The sequence below is a fragment of the Microbacterium sp. Root1433D1 genome (assembly GCF_001426835.1).
Classification (GTDB): Bacteria; Actinomycetota; Actinomycetes; order Actinomycetales; family Microbacteriaceae; genus Microbacterium; species Microbacterium maritypicum.
This window is the reverse complement of the sequence record NZ_LMFN01000001.1, coordinates 618,759-636,855: the sequence shown is the minus strand read 5'-3', so window position 1 is coordinate 636,855 and position 18,097 is coordinate 618,759. Positions and strand designations below refer to the sequence as shown.

Here is an 18,097-nt window from a genome sequence, read left to right as displayed (position 1 = left end):
GTCGCGGGAGCGACGACTTATGTCGCGGAACCGACAAAGAGGGCTCGCAGTCGCCCATGCGCGGTCGCGATCAGGACCGCCGCGGGGTCATCGCCAGTACAGCTGGTGCGCCGCGTCGGCCTGCACGCGCGCCACGTGCTGCCGGGGAGTGAGGCCGAAGCGCTCCTTGAACGCCGCGGAGAAGGCGCTCGTCGTGGCGTACCCGCAGCGGTGCGCGGCCGCACCGATCGGGGTGCCGTCCACGATCAGTCGCGCGCCGAGGGTCATGCGCACACCGGTGCGCCATCTCCCGAAGCTCATGCCCACGTCGTGCTGGAAGATGCGCAGCACTGTGCGCTCGTGGAGCCCGTGCGCGAGAAAGAGCTCGATCGCGCTGCGGGGGTCACCGGGGTCGGCGAGCACGGCCTGAACCAGCGGGACGACCCGCTCATCCGCAGGCATCGGCACCTCGCCCCAGTCGCTGGCGGCCTCGGGCAGCGGCTGCTGCAGCATCTCGATGAGCACCGACTGGATGCGCACACGCAGGTCGGTGGGCATGTCGTTGATGCCGAGATGGAGGAGCATCTCCTGCACGGCGCGCGGTACCAGCACCCGGGTGATGTCATCGATCGGGGCGATCAGCGACGAGTCGGGAATGTAGGTGTAGCAGCCGATGGAGTCGGGTTCGTGATGGGCCGTGTGCGGGGTGCGCGCGGGGATCCACACGCCCTGTCCGGGGGCGAGTCGCCACCGCGCATCCTGCAGATGCACCCACACCGAGCCGCGGTAGCACCAGGCCAGCATCGGATCGGCGTGGCTGTGCGGCGGAGAGAGCGGGCGGGTGCCGGTGTCGTCGGCGGTGACCACGCCGGTGCCCATCAGGTACGGCTCGTTCACGGTCGACGGATACGTGGGGCTCGCCGCCCAGTCGTCCTGCCGATATGAGTTCATTCGTGCTCCGCGTGACGGCCGCCCCGAACGCTCGGGAAGATCGGTTCTGCCACCCCCGCCATGCTAACGGGGTGAGGCGCGACTGCTCCGTGAGGACCGATGATGGAGGCATGCCTTCCGCCCATCGCCCCGGTCTGCGCGTCTCGTCGGGTCTCACGATCCCCGAGGCCGAGCTGTCGTGGCGCTTCTCGCGGTCTTCCGGGCCCGGAGGGCAGGGGGTGAACACCGCGGATTCCCGCGCAGAACTCGTCTGGGATGCGGCGAACTCGACGGTGCTCTCGCCGCATCAGCGGGAACGGCTCCTCGACCGGTTGAGCGGCCGTCTGGTGGATGGCGTGCTGACGATCGCCGCATCCGAGCACCGCGCGCAGCTGCGCAACAGGGATGCGGCGCGGGAGCGGCTCGTCGCTCTGGTGGCCGAGGCGCTGCGCCCGCCGGCACCTCCGCGGCGGCCGACGAAGCCGAGTCGTGGATCGAAGGAGCGTCGGCTTAAGGCCAAGCAGCGGCGTACCGACGTCAAGAGCCTGCGTCGGCGTCCCCGCGACGACTGACCCGGCGCCGGCGAATCACCCGGCGAGGCGTTCCTCGACGGGGGCCCAACCGCTCTCGAGAACTCGGAACCCCGCGTCCACGGTTTCGAGCGGGTCCGTGCTGTCGTTGATGAGCAGCTGCATCTGCAACACGAAACGGGCGTAGACGCGGATCTCGGCGATGGGCTCCGTGAGGCCCAGCTCTTCGGCGATGGCGGCGGCGAGGGCATCCTCGTGTCGCAGCCACATCTTCGCGGCGTAGTCGCGCAGGGCAGGTGTCTCGTTGAGGAAGCGCATGAAGACACGGGTGACGTCATCGCCGTGCTCGTCGACGTTCGCCCTGATCTCGGCGGCGAAGAAGTCGTGGATCGCGCGGTTGATCGTGCGTCCGTCGGGCCGGTCGCGCACGGCCGAGACCAGACGGTCGCGCTGCTCGTCATCCTCGTCGAAGACGAGGGCCTCCTTCTGCGGGAAATGCGCGAACACCGTCGTGGGGGAGACATCGGCGGCATCCGCGACCTCGCGGATGCTGACGTTGTCGAAGCCGCGCTCGAGGAACATCATCGTCGCGACGTCGGAGATCGCCTTGCGGGTCGCGGCCTTCTTGCGCTCGCGACGTCCGAGGGGCTCTGGGTTCGTCATGGAACCAGCCTACCGATCGACTCCGAAACTGGCTTGACACCAAAAGTGGTATCGATACACTTTCGGTATGACTTCACCTATCTCCCTTACGCGGCGGGACCAGAACCGCGCGTGGATCATGCTCATCGTGCTCACGATGCTGACCGTCATCGGCATGACGGTCGTCCTCCCCGTTCTCCCTTTCGTCGTCCTGCAATACGTCTCGCACGAGAGCGACCTCGCCATCTGGGTGGGTGTGCTCGAAGCGGTCAACGGACTCTGCGCCTTCCTGGCCGCTCCCTTCCTCGGCAGGCTGTCCGACCGCTTCGGGCGGCGACCGGTCATCATCGTCGCCGCGTTCGGCGCCGCATTCTCGATGGCGCTGTTCGGGTTCGGCGGCGCGATCTGGGTCCTCGTCCTCGCCCGTGTCATCCAGGGCCTGACTGCGGGCGATCTCCCTGCCCTCTTCGCCTACCTGGCCGACATCACCCCGCCGGAGCAGCGCGCGAAGCGCTTCGGCCTCCTCGGTGCGCTCTCCGGCATCGGCACGATGATCGGGCCGGCCATCGGCGGACTGCTCGCCGCCGTGAGCATCCAGCTCCCGGTCTTCCTCACTGCCGCCGTCGCCCTCGCGATCGCGATCCTCAGCATCTTCCTGCTCCCCGAGAGCCTCAAACCAGGCAATCGCATCGCCACGATCAAGCTGCGCGACGTCCAGCCGTTCGCCGTCTTCAAGGACGCGTTCGGCCGCAAGGAGCTGCGCGGACTGATGATCGGCTTCGGTCTGCTCGCCCTGCCGTTCGGGTTCTTCGTGAACAACTTCAGCGTGCTCGCCCTGGACTCCATCCAGTGGGGCCCGACCCAGATCGGTCTGCTGACCGCGGCCGTCGGCATCATCGACATCGTCATCCAGGGTGTGCTGCTGGGCATCCTGCTTCCGCGCATCGGCGAGCGCGGCGTGATCGTGAGCGGCATCATCGCGCAGATGATCGGTCTCGCGGCCCTCGCCATCGTCGCCTCCGTCTTCGCCCAGCCCTGGGTCTTCATCGTCGGCGCGCTCATGCTCGCGGCGGGCCAGGGCGCATCGCAGGCCGCCATGGACGGCGCGATGTCGAACGCCGTCGGCGATGACGAGCAGGGTTGGCTCGGCGGGGCGACCCAGTCGCTGAACGCGGCGATGGGCACGGCAGCGCCGCTCATCGCGGGTGCGCTCTACGCCCTGGTCAGCCACGCCGCGCCCTACTGGCTCGGTGTCGCGCTCATGATCGTCGCCGCGGTCGTCGTCAGCCGTGCGCACATCGCGAACACGGCCAAGCGTCCCACCGGCGACACGACCGGCGAGACTCCCGCAGAGCTCGCCGAGACGGTCGGCTGAAGACCGGTCAGGCGTCGATCAGCTGAGGTCTGATCCACCTGCGGGAGTTGCCGGGCGCGGCAGCTCCCGCAGTCGTGTGATCGTGGCCAGAAGCTCTTCCGGCGACGTTCCGAGGTTTCCGAGCGCCGCTGCCGCTGCCGCGCTGAACCCGCGGGTGTCGATGGCGAGGCGAGCCACGTTCGGCACCAGGCCCTTCTCGTTCGTGACCCAGTTGCCGGCAGAGGCATGCCAGGCGTGCGCGGTGAGCATCGTCGTCGTGGTCCCGCACAGCGACACGTATGCGACGTCACCCGCCTTCGCGCCCTTCATGGCCGCGTTCAGCAGGAAATCGACCTGCCAGAGGTTGGCGATGAATGCGTCGCGGAGAGTCTCGGGGTAAGGGGTGACACTGCGCGCCAGCGCGACCAGGATCCCCTCCGGATCGCGAAGCGGCACACTCGTCGCCACTTCGCCCGCGTAGGCGACGTCGAGGAAGCCCAGGGGATGCCCCGGCTGGGCGTGAAAGGCGAACTCGCCAAGAACTGCACGGGCGCACTGCTCCTCGACGCGGGCGACATCGCGGAGGATGAGGTCGACCGGCACGCCGTCGACGATCAGCCAGGCCCCACCGTCGACCCATGGTCCCCATCCGCCCCGCTCGGCGACTTCGACGGCTTCGCCGGTCCAGCCGCTCGCCACCCGTGCCAGGCCGGCGCGGTCGAGGTCCGCGTCGACGTACAGACCCAGATCGATGTCGGAGTCGGGACGATGCGTGCCGCGGGCGCGACTGCCTCCCAGTGCGACGGCCCGCACGCCGGACACCCGGCTCAGTTCATCGGCCATGGAGCGGAGGCGTTCTTCGTCGAGCACGACACCGATCGTACTCACACGAAACCGCTTTGCGGCGTGACCGTCCTCTTCCTTCCTCTCGGGAGAAGAGCCGTTCGCCTTCCACGTGATCACCGCTCGCGTGTCGTCTCGTCGTTCGCTATTTTGAGTCAATGCTCAACCGCGTTCTTATCTGGATAGGTGGCGCCCTCACCGTCTTGTTCGCCATCTGGCTCATCGCCGATCTGGTCATCAACGGCGTCGCCATGAACCGGCTGCCGGTGATCGGGTCCGCTGTGGGAACGCTGGCCGGCTTGTCACTGATGGCTGCAGCCGTCGTGCACAGGCGGAAGCGGACTTCGGCCGGACGTTCCGTCTCGCTCCGCGGCGACAATTCGGGGATCGTGTCGCTCGGCGATAACGCGACCAACATGCAGCATCGACGCGAACCGAAGTGACCGGGTCAGATCGCTCGCGAGGGATCGGACGTCAGCTGATCCGAGGGGGCAACCGAGGGATCCTCAGCACAGGCGACTTCGCGACCAACATTCAGGCCGACGTGGTGAACGTCTACGACCCGCCGACACCCATCACCCTCGTCGAAGCGCCAGCAGGGTTCTCCTCGCTTCCCGCGCCCCGCGATTTCGTCGGCAGGCGGGACGAACTCGATCGCCTCGATGGGATCCTCTCCGGGGGTGACCGCGCGGCGGTGATCTACGGATTGGGTGGTCGAGGCAAAAGCAGCCTTGCGGCTGAATGGGCTCGGCGTCGGTGGACACGACCCGTGCGATGGATCGCAGCGGACTCGGCAGCACGAGTGCAGGCGGGTCTAGCCGCCCTGGCTTCCGCTCTCGAGATCCACGCCGTCCCCCTCGGGACGGCGGCCCTCAGCGAGAGGGCGATCCAATGGCTCGACTCACATCCCGGATGGCTCATCATCCTGGACAACGTCGCCCATCCCCAGGACGTCGATGAGCTCGTCGCGCGGCTGCGCGGCCGAGGCACGTTCATGGTCACGACTCTGCGACCGAGCGGATGGACCGATCTCTTCGAAGTTCTGCCTCTCGACGATCTACCCGAGACGGAATCCATGGAGCTTCTCCAGCGCCGCGCTGGCCTGGCGGTCGCCCCCGGGGAGCGGGATCACGCCGAGGCGGTCGAGCTGTGCGCGGAGCTGGGGCATCTTCCCCTGGCTCTCGAACAAGCAGCGGCATACATCGCGGAAAGTGGAATCTCGGTGGGCGAGTACCGTCGGCTCTTGTCGACGCACCCCGCGGAAACCTTCGCAGCGCACGCTGAGGGTGTGGAGAGCGCTCGCACCATCTCCCGCTTGTGGAGCCTCACGCTCGATCGCATCGACGACACGCCCCAAGCGGCGGACCTGCTTAGGATCTTGTCCTGGCTCGACGGATCCGCCGTCTCCCGTGAGGTCATCGCGGCAATCGAACCGGACCCGTTCGTCGCAGCGGAGGCAGTCCGACGGCTCGCAGCCTATAGCCTTCTCCGTCACGGGCCGCAGGGTGCCGTCTCCGTGCACAATGTGGTCCAGGTGGTGTACCGCACACCGGACAGCTCTGATCGTCATCGAGATGGCGCCCTCGTTCAGCGAGCACTGAGAGCGGCGCTCGAGGCGCTGTTCGCGCTCGTCCCGGAGGAAGACGCGGACATGCCGGAGAGCTGGCCGCGGTGGCAGATCTTCACGCCGCACATCGAGGTGCTGGCCCGACATGCAGAGGGAACCCCGAGCGAACCGATCGCCCTCCTTCTCAATGCCGCGGGAACGTATGCCGCCTCCCAGGGGCAGGCGGCGCTCGCTGTGCAGATGTTCGAGACGGCGGTGGCGCAGCTCCGTGAGGTCCGCGGACGGTCGCACCCGCTCACGCTCATGTGCCAGAACAATCTTGCCAACGCATGCGAAGACGCTGGCGACCTGGTCGGCGCCGTCGCTCTTCATGAGGAGACTCTCGACGCGCGGGTATCGGCACTCGGCGACCAGCACCCGGACACCCTGGCATCTCGGGCCAACCTTGCCACCGCCTACGAGGCCTCAGGCGATCTCGCGCGCGCGATGCCTCTGCTCGCTCGCACCCTCGCGGAACGAGAACGCGTCCTGGGCGTCGACCACCGGCACACCTGGCTGTCACGGAATAACCTCGCCTACGCTCATGGCTCCAACGGGGAACCCGCGAAGGCCCTCCCGCTTTTGGAACAGTTGTTGTCCGACCGGCTGCAGCACCTCGGTTCTCGACATGTCGACACGATCATCACCCGGCACAACCTCGCCCAGGTGCTCGCCGATGTCGGTGAGTTGGAGCACGCGTCCGAGCAGATTGAGCAAGCGCTGGCCCTGTCCGTCGACGTGACGGGGACGGAGAGCCTGCTCACGATGAGCATCCATGACACGATCGGTCATATTCGCGACGCCCAGGGGCGATGGGTGGAAGCGCTCAAGTCGCGAAAGCTCGCGCTGGCATTGCGCGAGAACCGGCTCGGTGACGATCACGTGGAGACGATGACGAGCCGGAACAACCTCGCCCATACCTTCGAACTGGCGGGGAACGCCGCACGTGCGGTGCGCCTGCACGAAAGGACGCTCGAGGACCGTGAGCGGGTGCTCGGACCCGATCACCCGCACACGCTGGTCTCCCGCAACAACGTGGGGAACGCATACGAAGCGTCTGGCGACCTGCGCGGGGCGATCCGGTTGCTCGAGTTCGCCGTCGCCGAGCACGAGCGAGTGCTCGGATCGCTGCACCCGAGTTCACTCAACGCGCGCGTGAGTCATACGTATGCTCGCCTGCGCGGCGGTGAGCTTCCGCGCCCCCTCGCGCTCTACGAGGAACTGCTGCGCGACCACATCGTCGTGTACGGCGAGGGCGACGAGCGCACCAAGACGATGTGGGACAACGTCCAGAGCATTCGAGAAGCACTGCAGGGTGGTTCCCGAGGCTCTGGATCACGTCCGGATCGGACGCTCTAAGCGGACGGTCACTTCAGTCCTTCCCGCCCCGCACGAGTTCGAGCCCGGCACCCGCGAACTGTCGCAGCGTCGCATCCGGCAGGAACGCCCTCGTGAGTGCTCCACCGATGCGGGTGAGGTCGCTCTCGTCGCGGAAGAGGAGATACATGGTCTCGTAGCGGGGGTGGAACTTCTGCTTGAACCGATGCAGCGACCCGAAGCCGTACACCGGTTCCAGGGCATCGGCCAGCCGGTCGCTCAGGGCGGCGATCATCCCGGCGTCCGGCGGATAGTCATGGGCGAGTGGGGCTCCCGAGAGCGACATGATCTGCGCGCCCTCATCGGCGAACTGCCGTGCCGAGGATCCGATCAGGTACTCCATCACGGGTCCGAAGCCGCCCTCCCTGCGACGCATGAGGTCGAGGGTCCAGCCGCGCACGGCACCCTCGTCGCCGTACACGGGCAGCCAGGAGAGGAACCCGTCGACGTCGCCGTTGGGCGCGAGGGCCAGGGCGAGCCGCACCTCCGGGTCCTCGGCCTCATCGAGCGTGCCGAGGGTGAAGCGCATCTCCGGCAGATCCTTGTCACCGACCCAGGCCTCCGAGATCGCACGCAGCTGCTGCTGCACACCCCAGGGCTCCGCCTTGAGCTGCGTCATCCGGAAGGTCATGTCCTCCCGGCCGGCCTTGTTGAGCGATGTGCGCACCGAGTTCCAGCGCTTGCCCGTGAACTCCAGTCCCGGCAGGTCGACGATCGTGTCGTCGGCGACGACGATGCTCCGCCAGCTCGGGGGCACGGCGGCGCGGGTGGCTTCGTCCGCGCTGAAGAAGCAGGGGACGAGACCGGCCAGCTCGGCCGCGTGGATGAAGTCGGTGACGGCCTCGGCGCGCGCCTCCGAGGGGCCGATCGGATCCGCCAGCGCCAGTGCCACACCGTTGCGGCGCTGGTAGGCCACGATGCCGCCGTTCACCCTGGCGTAGTTGTTGCCGTCCCACGTCGTCATCCACGAGAGCGTTCCGCCGCCGTGCGTGCGCAGCTCGTGCTTCACGTCGTCCACGGTGGGCGCGGGCTGGATGCCGAGCTTCGCACGGCGCTTGGCCCGGAAGGCACGGCGCACCCAGACCAGGTACACGAGCATGATCAGCCAGAGGAAGCCGTTGGCCAGCTCGAGCTCGGTCTCTCCATCCCAGCGCACGTCGAGCTGAGCTTGGCTGAACACGGTGATCAGGGTGAGCACGAGGGCGGCGATCACGACGTTGAAGATCCCGAGCAGGAGGGCGAGCACCCACGCGAAGCGTCGGCCCCGGCGCAGGCCGTTCACGAGCACGAGGATCACGACCAGGTCGATCGCGAGGCTGATGAATCCGCCGGAGACGGGTTCCGTCGGGCCGAACGGGCCGTCCGTCGGCAGGAGCGTGGTGATGATCTCGACCGCGCCGAGCACCAGCATCGCCACGACCGCGATCAGCCGCTGCTCGCGCACGGTGGTGTGCCGAACCCGCAGCGTGCGGTCCACGACGAGGATCAGCAGCACGGCGAGCAGGTGCTCGAGGTCGGCGACCTTGCCCCAGAAGAGCATCGCGATGAACACGAAGCCGAGCAGGATGAGCCAGCCGCGCACCCTCCACGGCGGGCGGAAGAGGCCGACCGCCGCGGCGATGCACGCCATGGTGCCGCCGGACGCCCCCACGTCGAGCGCCTGCGCCTGCTCGGTCGCCCAGGCCCAGGGGAACTGCGAGAGCAGGTACAGCAGCAGTGCGGTGGCGAAGATCGCGAACAGCTGACCGATCGCGTAGTAGGCCACCGCCACGCGCGATCCGCGACGGTACTCCAGGTAGGCCATTCCCCAGAAGCCGGCGATCGTGAACACATACACCCAGGGCTGATTCACGAAGAACGTGCCGGTGACGGGCGTCCACCACTTGCCGTCGACGAGGTTCGGCAGTCCGTAGGCGACGGTCTTGAACAGCGCCGTGTCTTCGAAGGGCGACCAGAGTCCACCCCAGATGATCCCCACCACGAGGATGAGCAGCACCATCGTGAGGGTCGCCGGGATCCGCCGGACGACGGCGATCCACGGACGCGGAGAGGGGGAGTGCTCCTCAGTCATGCGCTCAGCGTAGCGAGGGAGGCCCCGTCTCCGCGGAGGCCGCTCCTACTCGCCGCGGAGAACCCGGCGGAGATCGGCGATCTCCTCAGCGGCCATGCCGCCGCTTCGCAGATACCCCGCGACATCGCCGTGGTTCGCGATGATCCAGTCCATCGCCGCCTCGATGGCCGACGCCGGAGACTTGGTCGCCAGGGTCGTCAGCGCCGGGGTGAGCGGAACTCCGAGCGAGGTGATCAGCCCCGTGAGCGCTTCGGCGAACCCGCGCGCGAGGTTCTTCTCGGTCAGCGTGTAATCCGCGACGATCGCCTCTCGAGGCACCTCGGCGACGAGCAGCAGGATCGCGGCGGCGAGACCGGTGCGGTCCTTGCCCGCGGTGCAGTGGAACAGCACGCCGGGCCGAGTGGTGCGGGACGACTCCAGCACCGTGCGGGCGATGGTCGCGAACTGCGCTGCACTCGCCTCCAGGATCGAGATGTACAGCTCCTCCAGGGTGGGCACCCGCTTCAGCACCTCGGCGACCTGGGTCACCGAGAGTCCGGCGCTGCCAGCCGCAGGGAGCAGCTTCTTGACCATCTCGTCCATCGCGCCGCCCTGCATGGGCAGAGCCAGCAGCGTCACGCTGCCGTCATCGGGCAGAAGATCTGCGGCACGGGCCCGCTCGCCATCGGTGCGCAGATCGATCACGGTGCCGATGCGGAGGTCGGCGAGCGCCTGCAGCCCCTCGTCGGTGAGCGAAGCGAGGGCATCCGACCGGAAGAGGAGGCCCGATGCGAGCCGACCGCCTCCGGAGGTCGGGAACCCGGCGAGTTCACGAGCGTTGTGTGTCGTCTGCAAAGCGGTCGAGATATCGATGGTCATTCTGGCCCTCTCCTGGGTATGCGGCCAGAATATCGGTGCGGCGGGACCGCGCGGCTTCGACACGGAAGCGGCGCGACCCCGCCCGCCGGGTCAGCCGTTCACGGCCTTCTCGATGGCCTCCTCGACGTCGTCCCACTCCTGCAGCTCGACCTTCACACCATCCACGAAGAAGCTCGGCGTGCTGTCCACCCCGAGCTTCTCGCCATCGGCCTTGTCGGACTGCACGCGCTCCGCGGTGGCCGCATCCGCGATAGCCGCGTCGTACGCGGCCATGTCGAGGCCGAGCTCCTCGGCGAACCCGCGGAACACCTCGGGCGTCTCCTCGGACTGCTCGCCCCACTGCGCCTGGGTCTCGAACAGGCGGTGGTACATGTCCTCGAAGCGATCCTGCTGACCGGCGGCCTCCGCGGCCAGGGCCGCCTGGGTGGAGTTGATGTGACCGGGCAGGGGGAAGTAGCGCACGACGTAGGTGATCTCGCCGTCGTACTTCTCTCGGAGATCTTCGACGACGGGGTAGAACGCCGCGCACGCCTCGCACTCGAAGTCGAGGAACTCGACGACGGTGACGGCGCCCTCGCCCCCGTCGTCGAGCACATGGGAATCGGTGCGGACGGTCGGCTTCGGCTCCCCGCCTTCGGCCGGTGCGGTGGGTTGTTGCTGGCTGATCGCGAACACGACACCGGCGATCAGCAGGACGATGGCGACGGCGATGGCGATCAGGGTCGCTTTGACAGAGTTCTTCATGGGGTCTCCAGACACAGGGGTACGACGAGGGAAGGATGCCGCCGTGGGCGGCTCGATGCGCGCGTCGGTGTCAGGTACGGGAGATCGACAGCTGGGTGAGGCTGAGAGCCGGGACGATGACGAGCGGACCGGCGCGGCGGGGCGACGACGTGCCGAGGCCCCGGGTGCCGAGCGGTCGGGTTCTGTGGGCGATGAGCTGCCGGAACACCAGGACCAGCGCGACCCCGCCGAGGACGGCGAGCACGCAGATCCCCACGCTCGACGAGAGCACATCGATCGTCGTCGTCGCCTCCTGGCCGTCTGCGACGGGCGCGGCCCCCTGCGATTCCGAGACACCGGAGGCGAGGCACAGCGTCGCGTGCACATCGGCGGAGCCACGAGAGGTCGACCACGCGCCCACGACGAGCAGGAGCGCGAGGCCGACGGCGATGATCACCCGGGCGACCAGCATCCGCTCGGCCCGCGCTCGCGGCATCAGATCCGGCGAGGGGGGCAGCATTTCCCGCGCAGTCTAGCAACGGAGCCTCTGCCGTCTCCGGGGCCGTGGCACCCTCGACACGCCTACACTGGAAGGGTGGCGAGACTACTGATCGTCGGCGGCTTCCTCGCCGCCGTGTTCTGGGTGTTCAGCATCGTCGACTGCGCAGTGCAGCCGGCGACGCGGCACCGTGGTGTGTCCAAGCCCGTCTGGCTCGCGATCGTGGTGATCCTCCCCGTGATCGGCGGCATCCTCTGGTTCGTGATCGGCCGCCGGCGCGCGAACGATCCCGGTGTCCGTCCGGTGATCGCACCGGATGACGACCCCGCGTTCCTCCGCAGCATCAGCAAGACCGAGCAGGATGCGCGCATCCGCCGTCTCGAAGAGGAGCTCGCCCGTCTGGACGAGGAGACCGACGAGCCTCCCGCCACGGACCAGCGCCCGTGACCTCATCGCCGGCGATGGATGCTGCGGCGTCCCTGATCGCCGACCTCGTCGCCCAGGGCGTGCGCGACATCGTGGTGTCTCCGGGCTCGCGTTCGCAGGCCCTCGCGCTCGCCGCGGTGCGCGCCGCCGACGACGGACACGTGCGCGTGCATGTGCGCATCGATGAGCGTGTCGCCGGTTTCACCGCACTCGGCATCGCTCGCGAGACCCGAGTGCCGGCCGCGGTGGTGTGCACCTCGGGGACGGCCGTCGCCAACCTCCTTCCCGCGGTGATGGAGGCGTTCCACTCCGGGGTGCCGATGCTGCTGCTCACCGCCGACCGTCCGCCCGAGCTGCGCGGGGTCGGCGCCAACCAGGCGACGATCCAGAACGCTCTGTTCCACCCGTGGGTGCGCGACGAGCTCGATGCTCCGGTGCCGGGCGACGGCGAGTGGACCGGGCTCGCCGAACAGGCCGTGGCCGCCGCGATGGGCGCTCGCGAGGTCGAGAGCGGCCTCCGTGGCATCGCCGGACCAGTGCATCTGAATCTTCCGTCCAGAGAGCCCCTCTCGGGCGATCTGCCCTCCATCGTCGTCCTCAGGGGCGAGGCGCCCGAGGCGCTGCGCGACGAACCCTTCGTGCTCGACCGCGGGCCGCGCACCGTCGTGATCGCGGGCGCCGACGCCGGTCCCGATGCCGAAGAGATCGCGCACTCCGGGGGCTGGCCGCTGATCGCCGAGATCGTGAGCGGTGCGCGGTTCGGGCGGCAGGTCGTGCACGGCTACCGTCGCCTGCTGGCCCGGGAGGACCTCGGCGGACGCATCGAACGGGTCGTCGTGCTCGGGCACCCGACGCTCAGCCGCGAGGTCGCGTCGCTCCTCTCCCGTCACGACGTGGATGTGGTGGCGGTGCACCGCGGCGGCGAGGAACTCAACCTCAACCACCGCACGCGCGGGGTCGACGCCGTCATCGTCGCCCCCGGCGCCGTCGACCGCACCTGGCTCGGCGAGTGGATGCGGGCGTCCGCTGCGGAGATCGTCGATCTGAGCGAGCACGCCCCCGATCCCGAGGCGCTGGCCTCCACCGACTTCGCGGCGCGCAGGGAGGCGGTGAAGGCCGAGCTCGACGCGGTCCGCCGTCCGCTCGACCGTGAACTGCTCGCCGACGCGGTGTGGCGCGCCACCTGGCCGCACGACCGTCTGGTGTTCGGCTCCTCCCGGCTCGTCCGGGTCGCCGATCAGGTGCTGGGCGGCAAGAAGGTCCCCGTCCACGCCAACCGCGGCCTCGCCGGCATCGACGGCACGATCGCCACCGCGACCGGCATCGCCATCGCCAGTCAGGCCGCCGGTGCGCCCGGGGTCACCAGGGTGCTGCTGGGCGACCTCGCGTTCCTGCACGACGTCGGCGCCCTGTTGCTGCCGCCCGACGAGACAGAGCCCCGACTGCAGGTCATCGTCGGCAACGACGGCGGGGGGACGATCTTCGACTCCCTCGAGGTGGCGTCTTCCGCCCGCCCCGGCGACCTCGACCGCGCCTTCTACACGCCGCACACCGTCCGCTTCGAGCACCTCGCCCTCGCCTACGGCTGGGAGTATCAGCGGGTCACCACCCGCACCGCACTCGATCAGGCGCTGACCTCGCCCCGCGGCGGACGTCAGATCATTGAGGTGCCGCTGGAGCGTTGACTGGCAGGATGTGCGTATGGACGCGCACACCTGGACGCAGACGCTGCGAGTCGACGAGGGATTCCGCCTCGCCGATCTCGACCCGGACGCCAAGCCCGGATACGACCAGGGCAAGGCTCGCGGGGTCGCCGACCTCGCCGCCCGCCTGGCAGACCTGAACGTGCTGCAGGAGCGGCTGTTCGCCGAGAGCCGTGCCGGAGTGGCCAAGGATGCGGTGCTCCTGGTGCTTCAGGCCATGGACTCCGCCGGCAAGGGCGGGATCGTGCGGCACGTGGTCGGGGGTGTCGACCCGCAGGGTGTCGCGCTCGCCGCGTTCAAGGCGCCGACGGCCGAGGAGCGCGAGCACGACTTCCTTTGGCGCATCGAGAAGCGTCTGCCCGATCCCGGTTTCATCGGCGTCTTCGACCGCTCCCACTACGAGGACGTGCTGATCGGACGGGTTCGCGAGCTCGCCCCGCCCGCGGAGATCGAGCGCCGCTACGACGCGATCAACGAGTTCGAGGCCCGCGTCGCGGCATCCGGTACGCGCATCGTCAAGGTCATGCTGCACATCTCGCCCGAAGAGCAGAAGACGCGGCTGATGGAACGCCTCGACCGTCCGGACAAGCACTGGAAGTACAACCCGGGCGATGTGGACGAGCGGTTGGTGTGGCCGCAGTACATGCAGGCCTACCAGACCGTGTTCGATCGCACCTCGACCGCGGTGGCTCCGTGGCACGTGATTCCGGCGAACGCCAAGTGGTACGCGCGACTGGCCGTGCAGGAGCTGCTGCTCGCGGCGCTGGAGGACATCGACCCCGAGTGGCCGCGCGCCGACTTCGACGTCGAGTCCGAGAAGAAACGCTTGGCCGCCAGCTGAGCGTCGGTCTCTGCGGTCAGGCCAGGGCGTCGACCAGGGGGCGGAACTTCACGCGCGTCTCGAGCAGTTCGCTCTCCGGATCGGATCCGGCGACGATCCCGGCGCCCGCGTAGGCCGTGACCCCGATCTCGTCCTGGCGCACGGTGAACTGGGCGCAGCGCAGGGCGATCGCCCACTCGCCGTTGCCCGCGGCATCCACCCAGCCCACAGGTCCCGCGTAGCGACCCCGGTCGAACGGCTCGAACTCGCGGATCGCGGCGATGGCCGAGGGGGTCGGTGTGCCGGCGACGGCGGCGGTGGGGTGGAGCACCCGCACCAGGTCGAGCGCCGACTCGCCGTCGCCCAGTTCGCCCTCGACGTCGGTCGCCAGGTGGAACAGATTCGGCAGCTTCAACAGGAAAGGCTGTTCGCTCGCGGCCAGCGCCCGTGTGTGGGCCCGCAGCGAGGCGAGCACGCTCTGCACGGCGTACTGATGCTCGTCGAGGTCCTTGGTGCTGGAGGCGAGGTGTGCGGAAGCGGCGGTGTCGGCATCCGCGTCGGCGCCGCGGCCGATCGTGCCGGCCAGCACCCGCGCGGTCACGGTTCCCTCGTGCACGGTGACGAGGGTCTCCGGACTCGCGCCGATCAGCCCGTCCACCGCGAACGCCCAGGTGTCGGGGTAGCCGCTGGAGAGGGCACGCACCAGTCGGCGCAGGTCGGACCCCGCCGGGATGCTGCCTGTCAGGTCGCGGGCGAGCACGACCTTGCTGAGCTCTCCGTCGGCGATGCGGGCCAGGGCGCGGCGCACCGAGTCCTGGTAGCCCTGCGGGCTCTGCGCTCCGGGGCCGACGGTGCCGGCCCAGTGCGGGCCGTAGGGCTGCGTCGCGAGTTCATCAGCGTTCCCCGGGGCATCGGCGACGCGGATCGTCGTGCGCCAGAACCGGTCCCCGTGTCGTCCCAGAACCTGCGTCGGAAGCATGAGCACGCTGTCCGCTGCCGAGTCCTCGTCGAACGTGAACGCGCCGAAGGCCACGAGCCCGGTGCCGGGGAGTCCTATCGGGTCGGAGATCTCGGCCTGCGCTGCCATGTCCCGCCACAGGGTCGCGAGCTTCTCGGTGCGCGACTGATCGCCGCCCGCGGGAGGCCGCAGCTCCGCCAGGGTCTCGCCGACGGCGACGATCCCGTCTCCGCGGCGCAGCCACGCGAGCGGGCGGGAAGGGTCCGCATAGGCCAGGAGGTCTTCGACCGGCTCGATCTCTGTGGTCTCCACGACCAGGTGGGTGGTGTGCACGCGTCCAGCCTATGCCGCTCAGGGAGCGTGGATTCTCGTGGTCGTAGGGTGAGCGGATGAGCGATGCACGCCCCGCACCCGGCACGGAGATGGTCTTCCAATGGCGCAAGTGGGACGGATCACCGCACTGGCGGCACGAGTGCGTCTACCTCGGCGCCGACGAGTGGGGGGACTGGATCGGGCAGCCCGTCGGATGGCACAGCGTGCGCCCCGGCGCCGAGTTCCATGCCGGGGGTCCGAACGTCACCCTGGTTCCCCCGAGCGGTGACCACGCGCTGACCGTCAACCGCCGCCATCGCCGGGGGATGCGCATCTACATCGACCTGGGGTGGGACATCCATTGGTCCGATGATCCGCTGCTGGCGACCGGGATCGACATGGACCTCGATGTGGTGCGCGTCGAGGGTGCACGAGGGACCTGGGTCGACGATCGCGACGAGTGGGCCGAGCACAGTGCGCGCTACGGCTACCCGGCCGACGTCATGGCGCACCTCGAGGGCCTCGCGCTCGACCTCGAGGAGCGGGTGCGCGCGCAGATGGCTCCGTTCGACGACGCCACCGCCGATCCCTGGCTCGACCGCCTCGAAGCCCTGGGCCTCGCGCCTAGACTGAACTCGTGACCTCGAACGAGAAGAACCGCGCCGATCTCGGCAAGGACCCCGCCCGCGTCAGCGGCATGTTCGACCAGGTCGCCGCAGGGTATGACCGCACCAACACGGCGATGACGTTCGGCAACGACGTCCTGTGGCGCGCGGCGACCACCCGGGCGGTCGCTCCGAAGCCGGGGGAGCGGATCCTCGACCTCGGCGCGGGCACGGCGTCATCGTCGGCCTCCCTCGCACGCAGCGGGGCCGAGGTGGTCGCGGCCGACTTCTCCCCGGGCATGCTCGCGGAGGGCGAGCGTCGACACGGCGCGATGCGCAACCTGTCGTTCGTGCAGGCCGATGCCACCGATCTGCCGTTCCCCGACGCGACGTTCGACGCGGTCACCATGTCGTACGCGCTGCGCAACGTCAACGACCCGAAGAAAGCCCTGAGCGAGCTCTACCGCGTGACCAAGCCGGGGGGCAGGCTCGTCATCAACGAGTTCTCGACCCCGCCGGGCAAGCTCTTCCGCGGGGCGTACCGCTTCTACAACGCCCAGGTGCTGCCGCGGGTGGCTCGCGTCGCCGGCACCAACGGCGACGCCTACGACTATCTGAACGAGTCGATCATTCAATGGCCTGACCAGAAGCGACTCTCCGCCTGGATCCGCGAGGCGGGCTGGGCCGAGGTCGCCTATCGCAACCTCACCTTCGGCATCGTGGCCCTGCACAGAGCGCGCAAGCCGGAGTGAACCTTCCGGGCGAAACCGTGACATCCGACGAAGGTAGGCTGGGAACGTGACTTCGAGCCCCATCGCCCCGGGTTCGCGACTGGCGAGCCGTCTCGGCTTCAGCGATCGCGTCTTCATCGGTCCTGCCGCCCGACGTGTCGCGCGCGCCATCGAAGACGGGCTGGAGCTCGTCGAGACCGGACTGGCAGACGACGTCCGCGTCGCCGATCCACTGGCCGACGCCGCCAGCCGCTACCTGTACGAGGCCGGCGGCAAGCGCATCCGTCCGGTGCTCACGCTCCTCGCCGCACAGCTCGGCGACGGGAACACCCCCGAGGTCATCGACGTGGCCAAGGCGCTCGAGATCACGCACCTCGGCTCGCTGTACCACGACGACGTCATGGACGGAGCCGACCGCCGCCGCGGAGTACCCGCCGCCCACGCCGTGTGGGGCAACAACATCGCGATCCTCACGGGCGACATCCTGTTCTCCCGCGCCAGCCAGCTGATGTCCCGGCTGGGCGAACGCGCCATCCGGCTCCAGGCCGACACCTTCGAGCGACTCGTGCTCGGTCAGATGCATGAGACCCTGGGCCCGCAAGAGGGCGACGACCCCATCGAGTTCTACATCCAGGTGCTCGCCGACAAGACGGGTTCCCTGATCGCCGCGGCCACGCAGGGCGGCGTGATCTTCTCCAACGCCCCCTCGGAGTACGAAGAGCCGGTACGCGTGTACGGCGAGAAGATCGGCGTCGCGTTCCAGCTTCTCGACGACGTGATCGACCTCTCGGCGAAGCCGGAGGAGACGGGCAAGGTGCCGGGGACCGACCTGCGTGCGGGCGTTCCGACCATGCCCTACCTGCTGCTCAAGGCCGAGGGAGACGCGGACGCCATCGACCTCGCAGCCCGCATCGACGAGGGTGTGGCCCTCATCGCCGACGGAGCCGACCCCGCCATCCTCGACGGGCCGCTGGACGCGCTGCGCGACCACCCGGTGACGCAGAAGACCCTCGAGCTCGCGCACGCGTGGACCCGGGATGCCGTCGACGCTCTCCAGCTGCTCCCTCGCGGCACTGTGCGCGAGGCGCTGACCCGATTCGCTGAGACCCTCGCCGAACGCTCCAGCTGAC

At 69.0% G+C, this 18,097-nt stretch carries 18 protein-coding genes; 10 read left to right on the top strand and 8 right to left on the bottom strand.

The features are described from left to right. Positions 1-87: 87 nt before the first annotated feature. Entirely contained in the window at positions 88-930 is an 843-nt protein-coding gene (locus tag ASD13_RS03095) for a helix-turn-helix transcriptional regulator (RefSeq protein WP_055865657.1), read from the bottom strand. A 110-nt stretch (positions 931-1,040) separates the two neighbouring features. Here ASD13_RS03095 and arfB point away from each other — a divergent pair, with 110 nt between their 5' ends. Further along, positions 1,041-1,481, top strand: coding sequence for an alternative ribosome rescue aminoacyl-tRNA hydrolase ArfB (gene arfB, locus ASD13_RS03090; RefSeq protein ID WP_055865652.1), 441 nt, complete (start codon positions 1,041-1,043; stop codon positions 1,479-1,481). A 15-nt stretch (positions 1,482-1,496) separates the two neighbouring features. Here the strand turns inward: arfB and ASD13_RS03085 are convergent, their stop codons facing one another. Next, entirely contained in the window at positions 1,497-2,102 is a 606-nt protein-coding gene (locus tag ASD13_RS03085; RefSeq protein WP_017829240.1) for a TetR/AcrR family transcriptional regulator, read from the bottom strand. Positions 2,103-2,169: 67 nt separating this feature from the next. Between ASD13_RS03085 and tet(42) the strand changes: the two genes are divergently transcribed. Next, a complete protein-coding gene (tet(42), locus tag ASD13_RS03080; RefSeq protein WP_235562455.1) occupies positions 2,170-3,456 on the top strand; it encodes a tetracycline efflux MFS transporter Tet(42) in 1,287 nt (428 codons plus the stop codon). Between the two features lie 18 nt (positions 3,457-3,474). Here the strand turns inward: tet(42) and ASD13_RS03075 are convergent, their stop codons facing one another. Beyond that, positions 3,475-4,323, bottom strand: coding sequence for a nucleotidyltransferase domain-containing protein (locus ASD13_RS03075; RefSeq protein WP_082531373.1), 849 nt, complete (start codon positions 4,321-4,323; stop codon positions 3,475-3,477). A gap of 113 nt (positions 4,324-4,436) precedes the next feature. Here ASD13_RS03075 and ASD13_RS03070 point away from each other — a divergent pair, with 113 nt between their 5' ends. Both ASD13_RS03070 and ASD13_RS03065 read left to right on the top strand, forming a co-directional pair. After that, positions 4,437-4,721 carry a hypothetical protein gene (locus tag ASD13_RS03070; RefSeq protein ID WP_055865646.1) on the top strand — a complete coding sequence of 95 codons (285 nt, stop codon included), beginning with the start codon at positions 4,437-4,439 and terminating at the stop codon, positions 4,719-4,721. A 326-nt stretch (positions 4,722-5,047) separates the two neighbouring features. Continuing rightward, a complete protein-coding gene (locus ASD13_RS03065; protein WP_162246276.1) occupies positions 5,048-7,243 on the top strand; it encodes a tetratricopeptide repeat protein in 2,196 nt (731 codons plus the stop codon). A 13-nt stretch (positions 7,244-7,256) separates the two neighbouring features. Here ASD13_RS03065 and ASD13_RS03060 read toward each other — a convergent pair whose 3' ends face one another. The 4 genes from ASD13_RS03060 to ASD13_RS03045 all read right to left on the bottom strand — a co-directional run bounded on the left by ASD13_RS03060 (position 7,257) and on the right by ASD13_RS03045 (position 11,433). Further along, positions 7,257-9,332 carry a bifunctional lysylphosphatidylglycerol flippase/synthetase MprF gene (locus ASD13_RS03060; RefSeq protein ID WP_055865640.1) on the bottom strand — a complete coding sequence of 692 codons (2,076 nt, stop codon included), beginning with the start codon at positions 9,330-9,332 and terminating at the stop codon, positions 7,257-7,259. Positions 9,333-9,377: 45 nt separating this feature from the next. Then, entirely contained in the window at positions 9,378-10,190 is an 813-nt protein-coding gene (locus ASD13_RS03055; protein ID WP_055865636.1) for a tyrosine-protein phosphatase, read from the bottom strand. Positions 10,191-10,280: 90 nt separating this feature from the next. Next, positions 10,281-10,934, bottom strand: coding sequence for a DsbA family protein (locus ASD13_RS03050; protein WP_055865633.1), 654 nt, complete (start codon positions 10,932-10,934; stop codon positions 10,281-10,283). Between the two features lie 70 nt (positions 10,935-11,004). Continuing rightward, a complete protein-coding gene (locus tag ASD13_RS03045; RefSeq protein ID WP_235562454.1) occupies positions 11,005-11,433 on the bottom strand; it encodes a hypothetical protein in 429 nt (142 codons plus the stop codon). 75 nt (positions 11,434-11,508) lie between these two features. On the opposite strand from ASD13_RS03045, the gene ASD13_RS03040 reads away from it, so the two are divergent. Genes ASD13_RS03040 through ASD13_RS03030 form a run of 3 tightly spaced genes read left to right on the top strand, consistent with a single transcriptional unit; the run spans position 11,509 to position 14,382 of the window. After that, positions 11,509-11,859, top strand: a complete 351-nt coding sequence (locus ASD13_RS03040) for a PLD nuclease N-terminal domain-containing protein (protein WP_017829232.1) — start codon at positions 11,509-11,511, stop codon at positions 11,857-11,859. 14 nt (positions 11,860-11,873) lie between these two features. Continuing rightward, positions 11,874-13,523, top strand: coding sequence for a 2-succinyl-5-enolpyruvyl-6-hydroxy-3-cyclohexene-1-carboxylic-acid synthase (menD, locus tag ASD13_RS03035; RefSeq protein WP_055866842.1), 1,650 nt, complete (start codon positions 11,874-11,876; stop codon positions 13,521-13,523). A 16-nt stretch (positions 13,524-13,539) separates the two neighbouring features. Beyond that, a complete protein-coding gene (locus ASD13_RS03030) occupies positions 13,540-14,382 on the top strand; it encodes a PPK2 family polyphosphate kinase (protein ID WP_055865630.1) in 843 nt (280 codons plus the stop codon). 16 nt (positions 14,383-14,398) lie between these two features. On the opposite strand, the gene ASD13_RS03025 is transcribed toward ASD13_RS03030, so the two are convergent. Next, positions 14,399-15,652: an isochorismate synthase gene (locus tag ASD13_RS03025; RefSeq protein ID WP_055865627.1), complete on the bottom strand. Its 1,254-nt coding sequence runs from the start codon at positions 15,650-15,652 to the stop codon at positions 14,399-14,401. Positions 15,653-15,708: 56 nt separating this feature from the next. On the opposite strand from ASD13_RS03025, the gene ASD13_RS03020 reads away from it, so the two are divergent. The 3 genes from ASD13_RS03020 to ASD13_RS03010 are packed head-to-tail and all read left to right on the top strand — an operon-like array spanning position 15,709 to position 18,096. Next, positions 15,709-16,272 (top strand): hypothetical protein, encoded by a 564-nt coding sequence (locus ASD13_RS03020; protein WP_055865624.1) that lies wholly within the window; start codon positions 15,709-15,711, stop codon positions 16,270-16,272. Then, on the top strand, positions 16,269-16,988 hold the full coding sequence (locus tag ASD13_RS03015) for a class I SAM-dependent methyltransferase (RefSeq protein WP_055865619.1): 720 nt from the start codon (positions 16,269-16,271) through the stop codon (positions 16,986-16,988). Before ASD13_RS03020 ends, ASD13_RS03015 begins: the two co-directional genes overlap by 4 nt. 46 nt (positions 16,989-17,034) lie before the next feature. Continuing rightward, the gene (locus ASD13_RS03010) at positions 17,035-18,096 is read left to right on the top strand and encodes a polyprenyl synthetase family protein (protein ID WP_017829226.1); all 1,062 of its coding nucleotides are present in this window, start codon (positions 17,035-17,037) and stop codon (positions 18,094-18,096) included. Position 18,097: the final 1 nt, after the last annotated feature.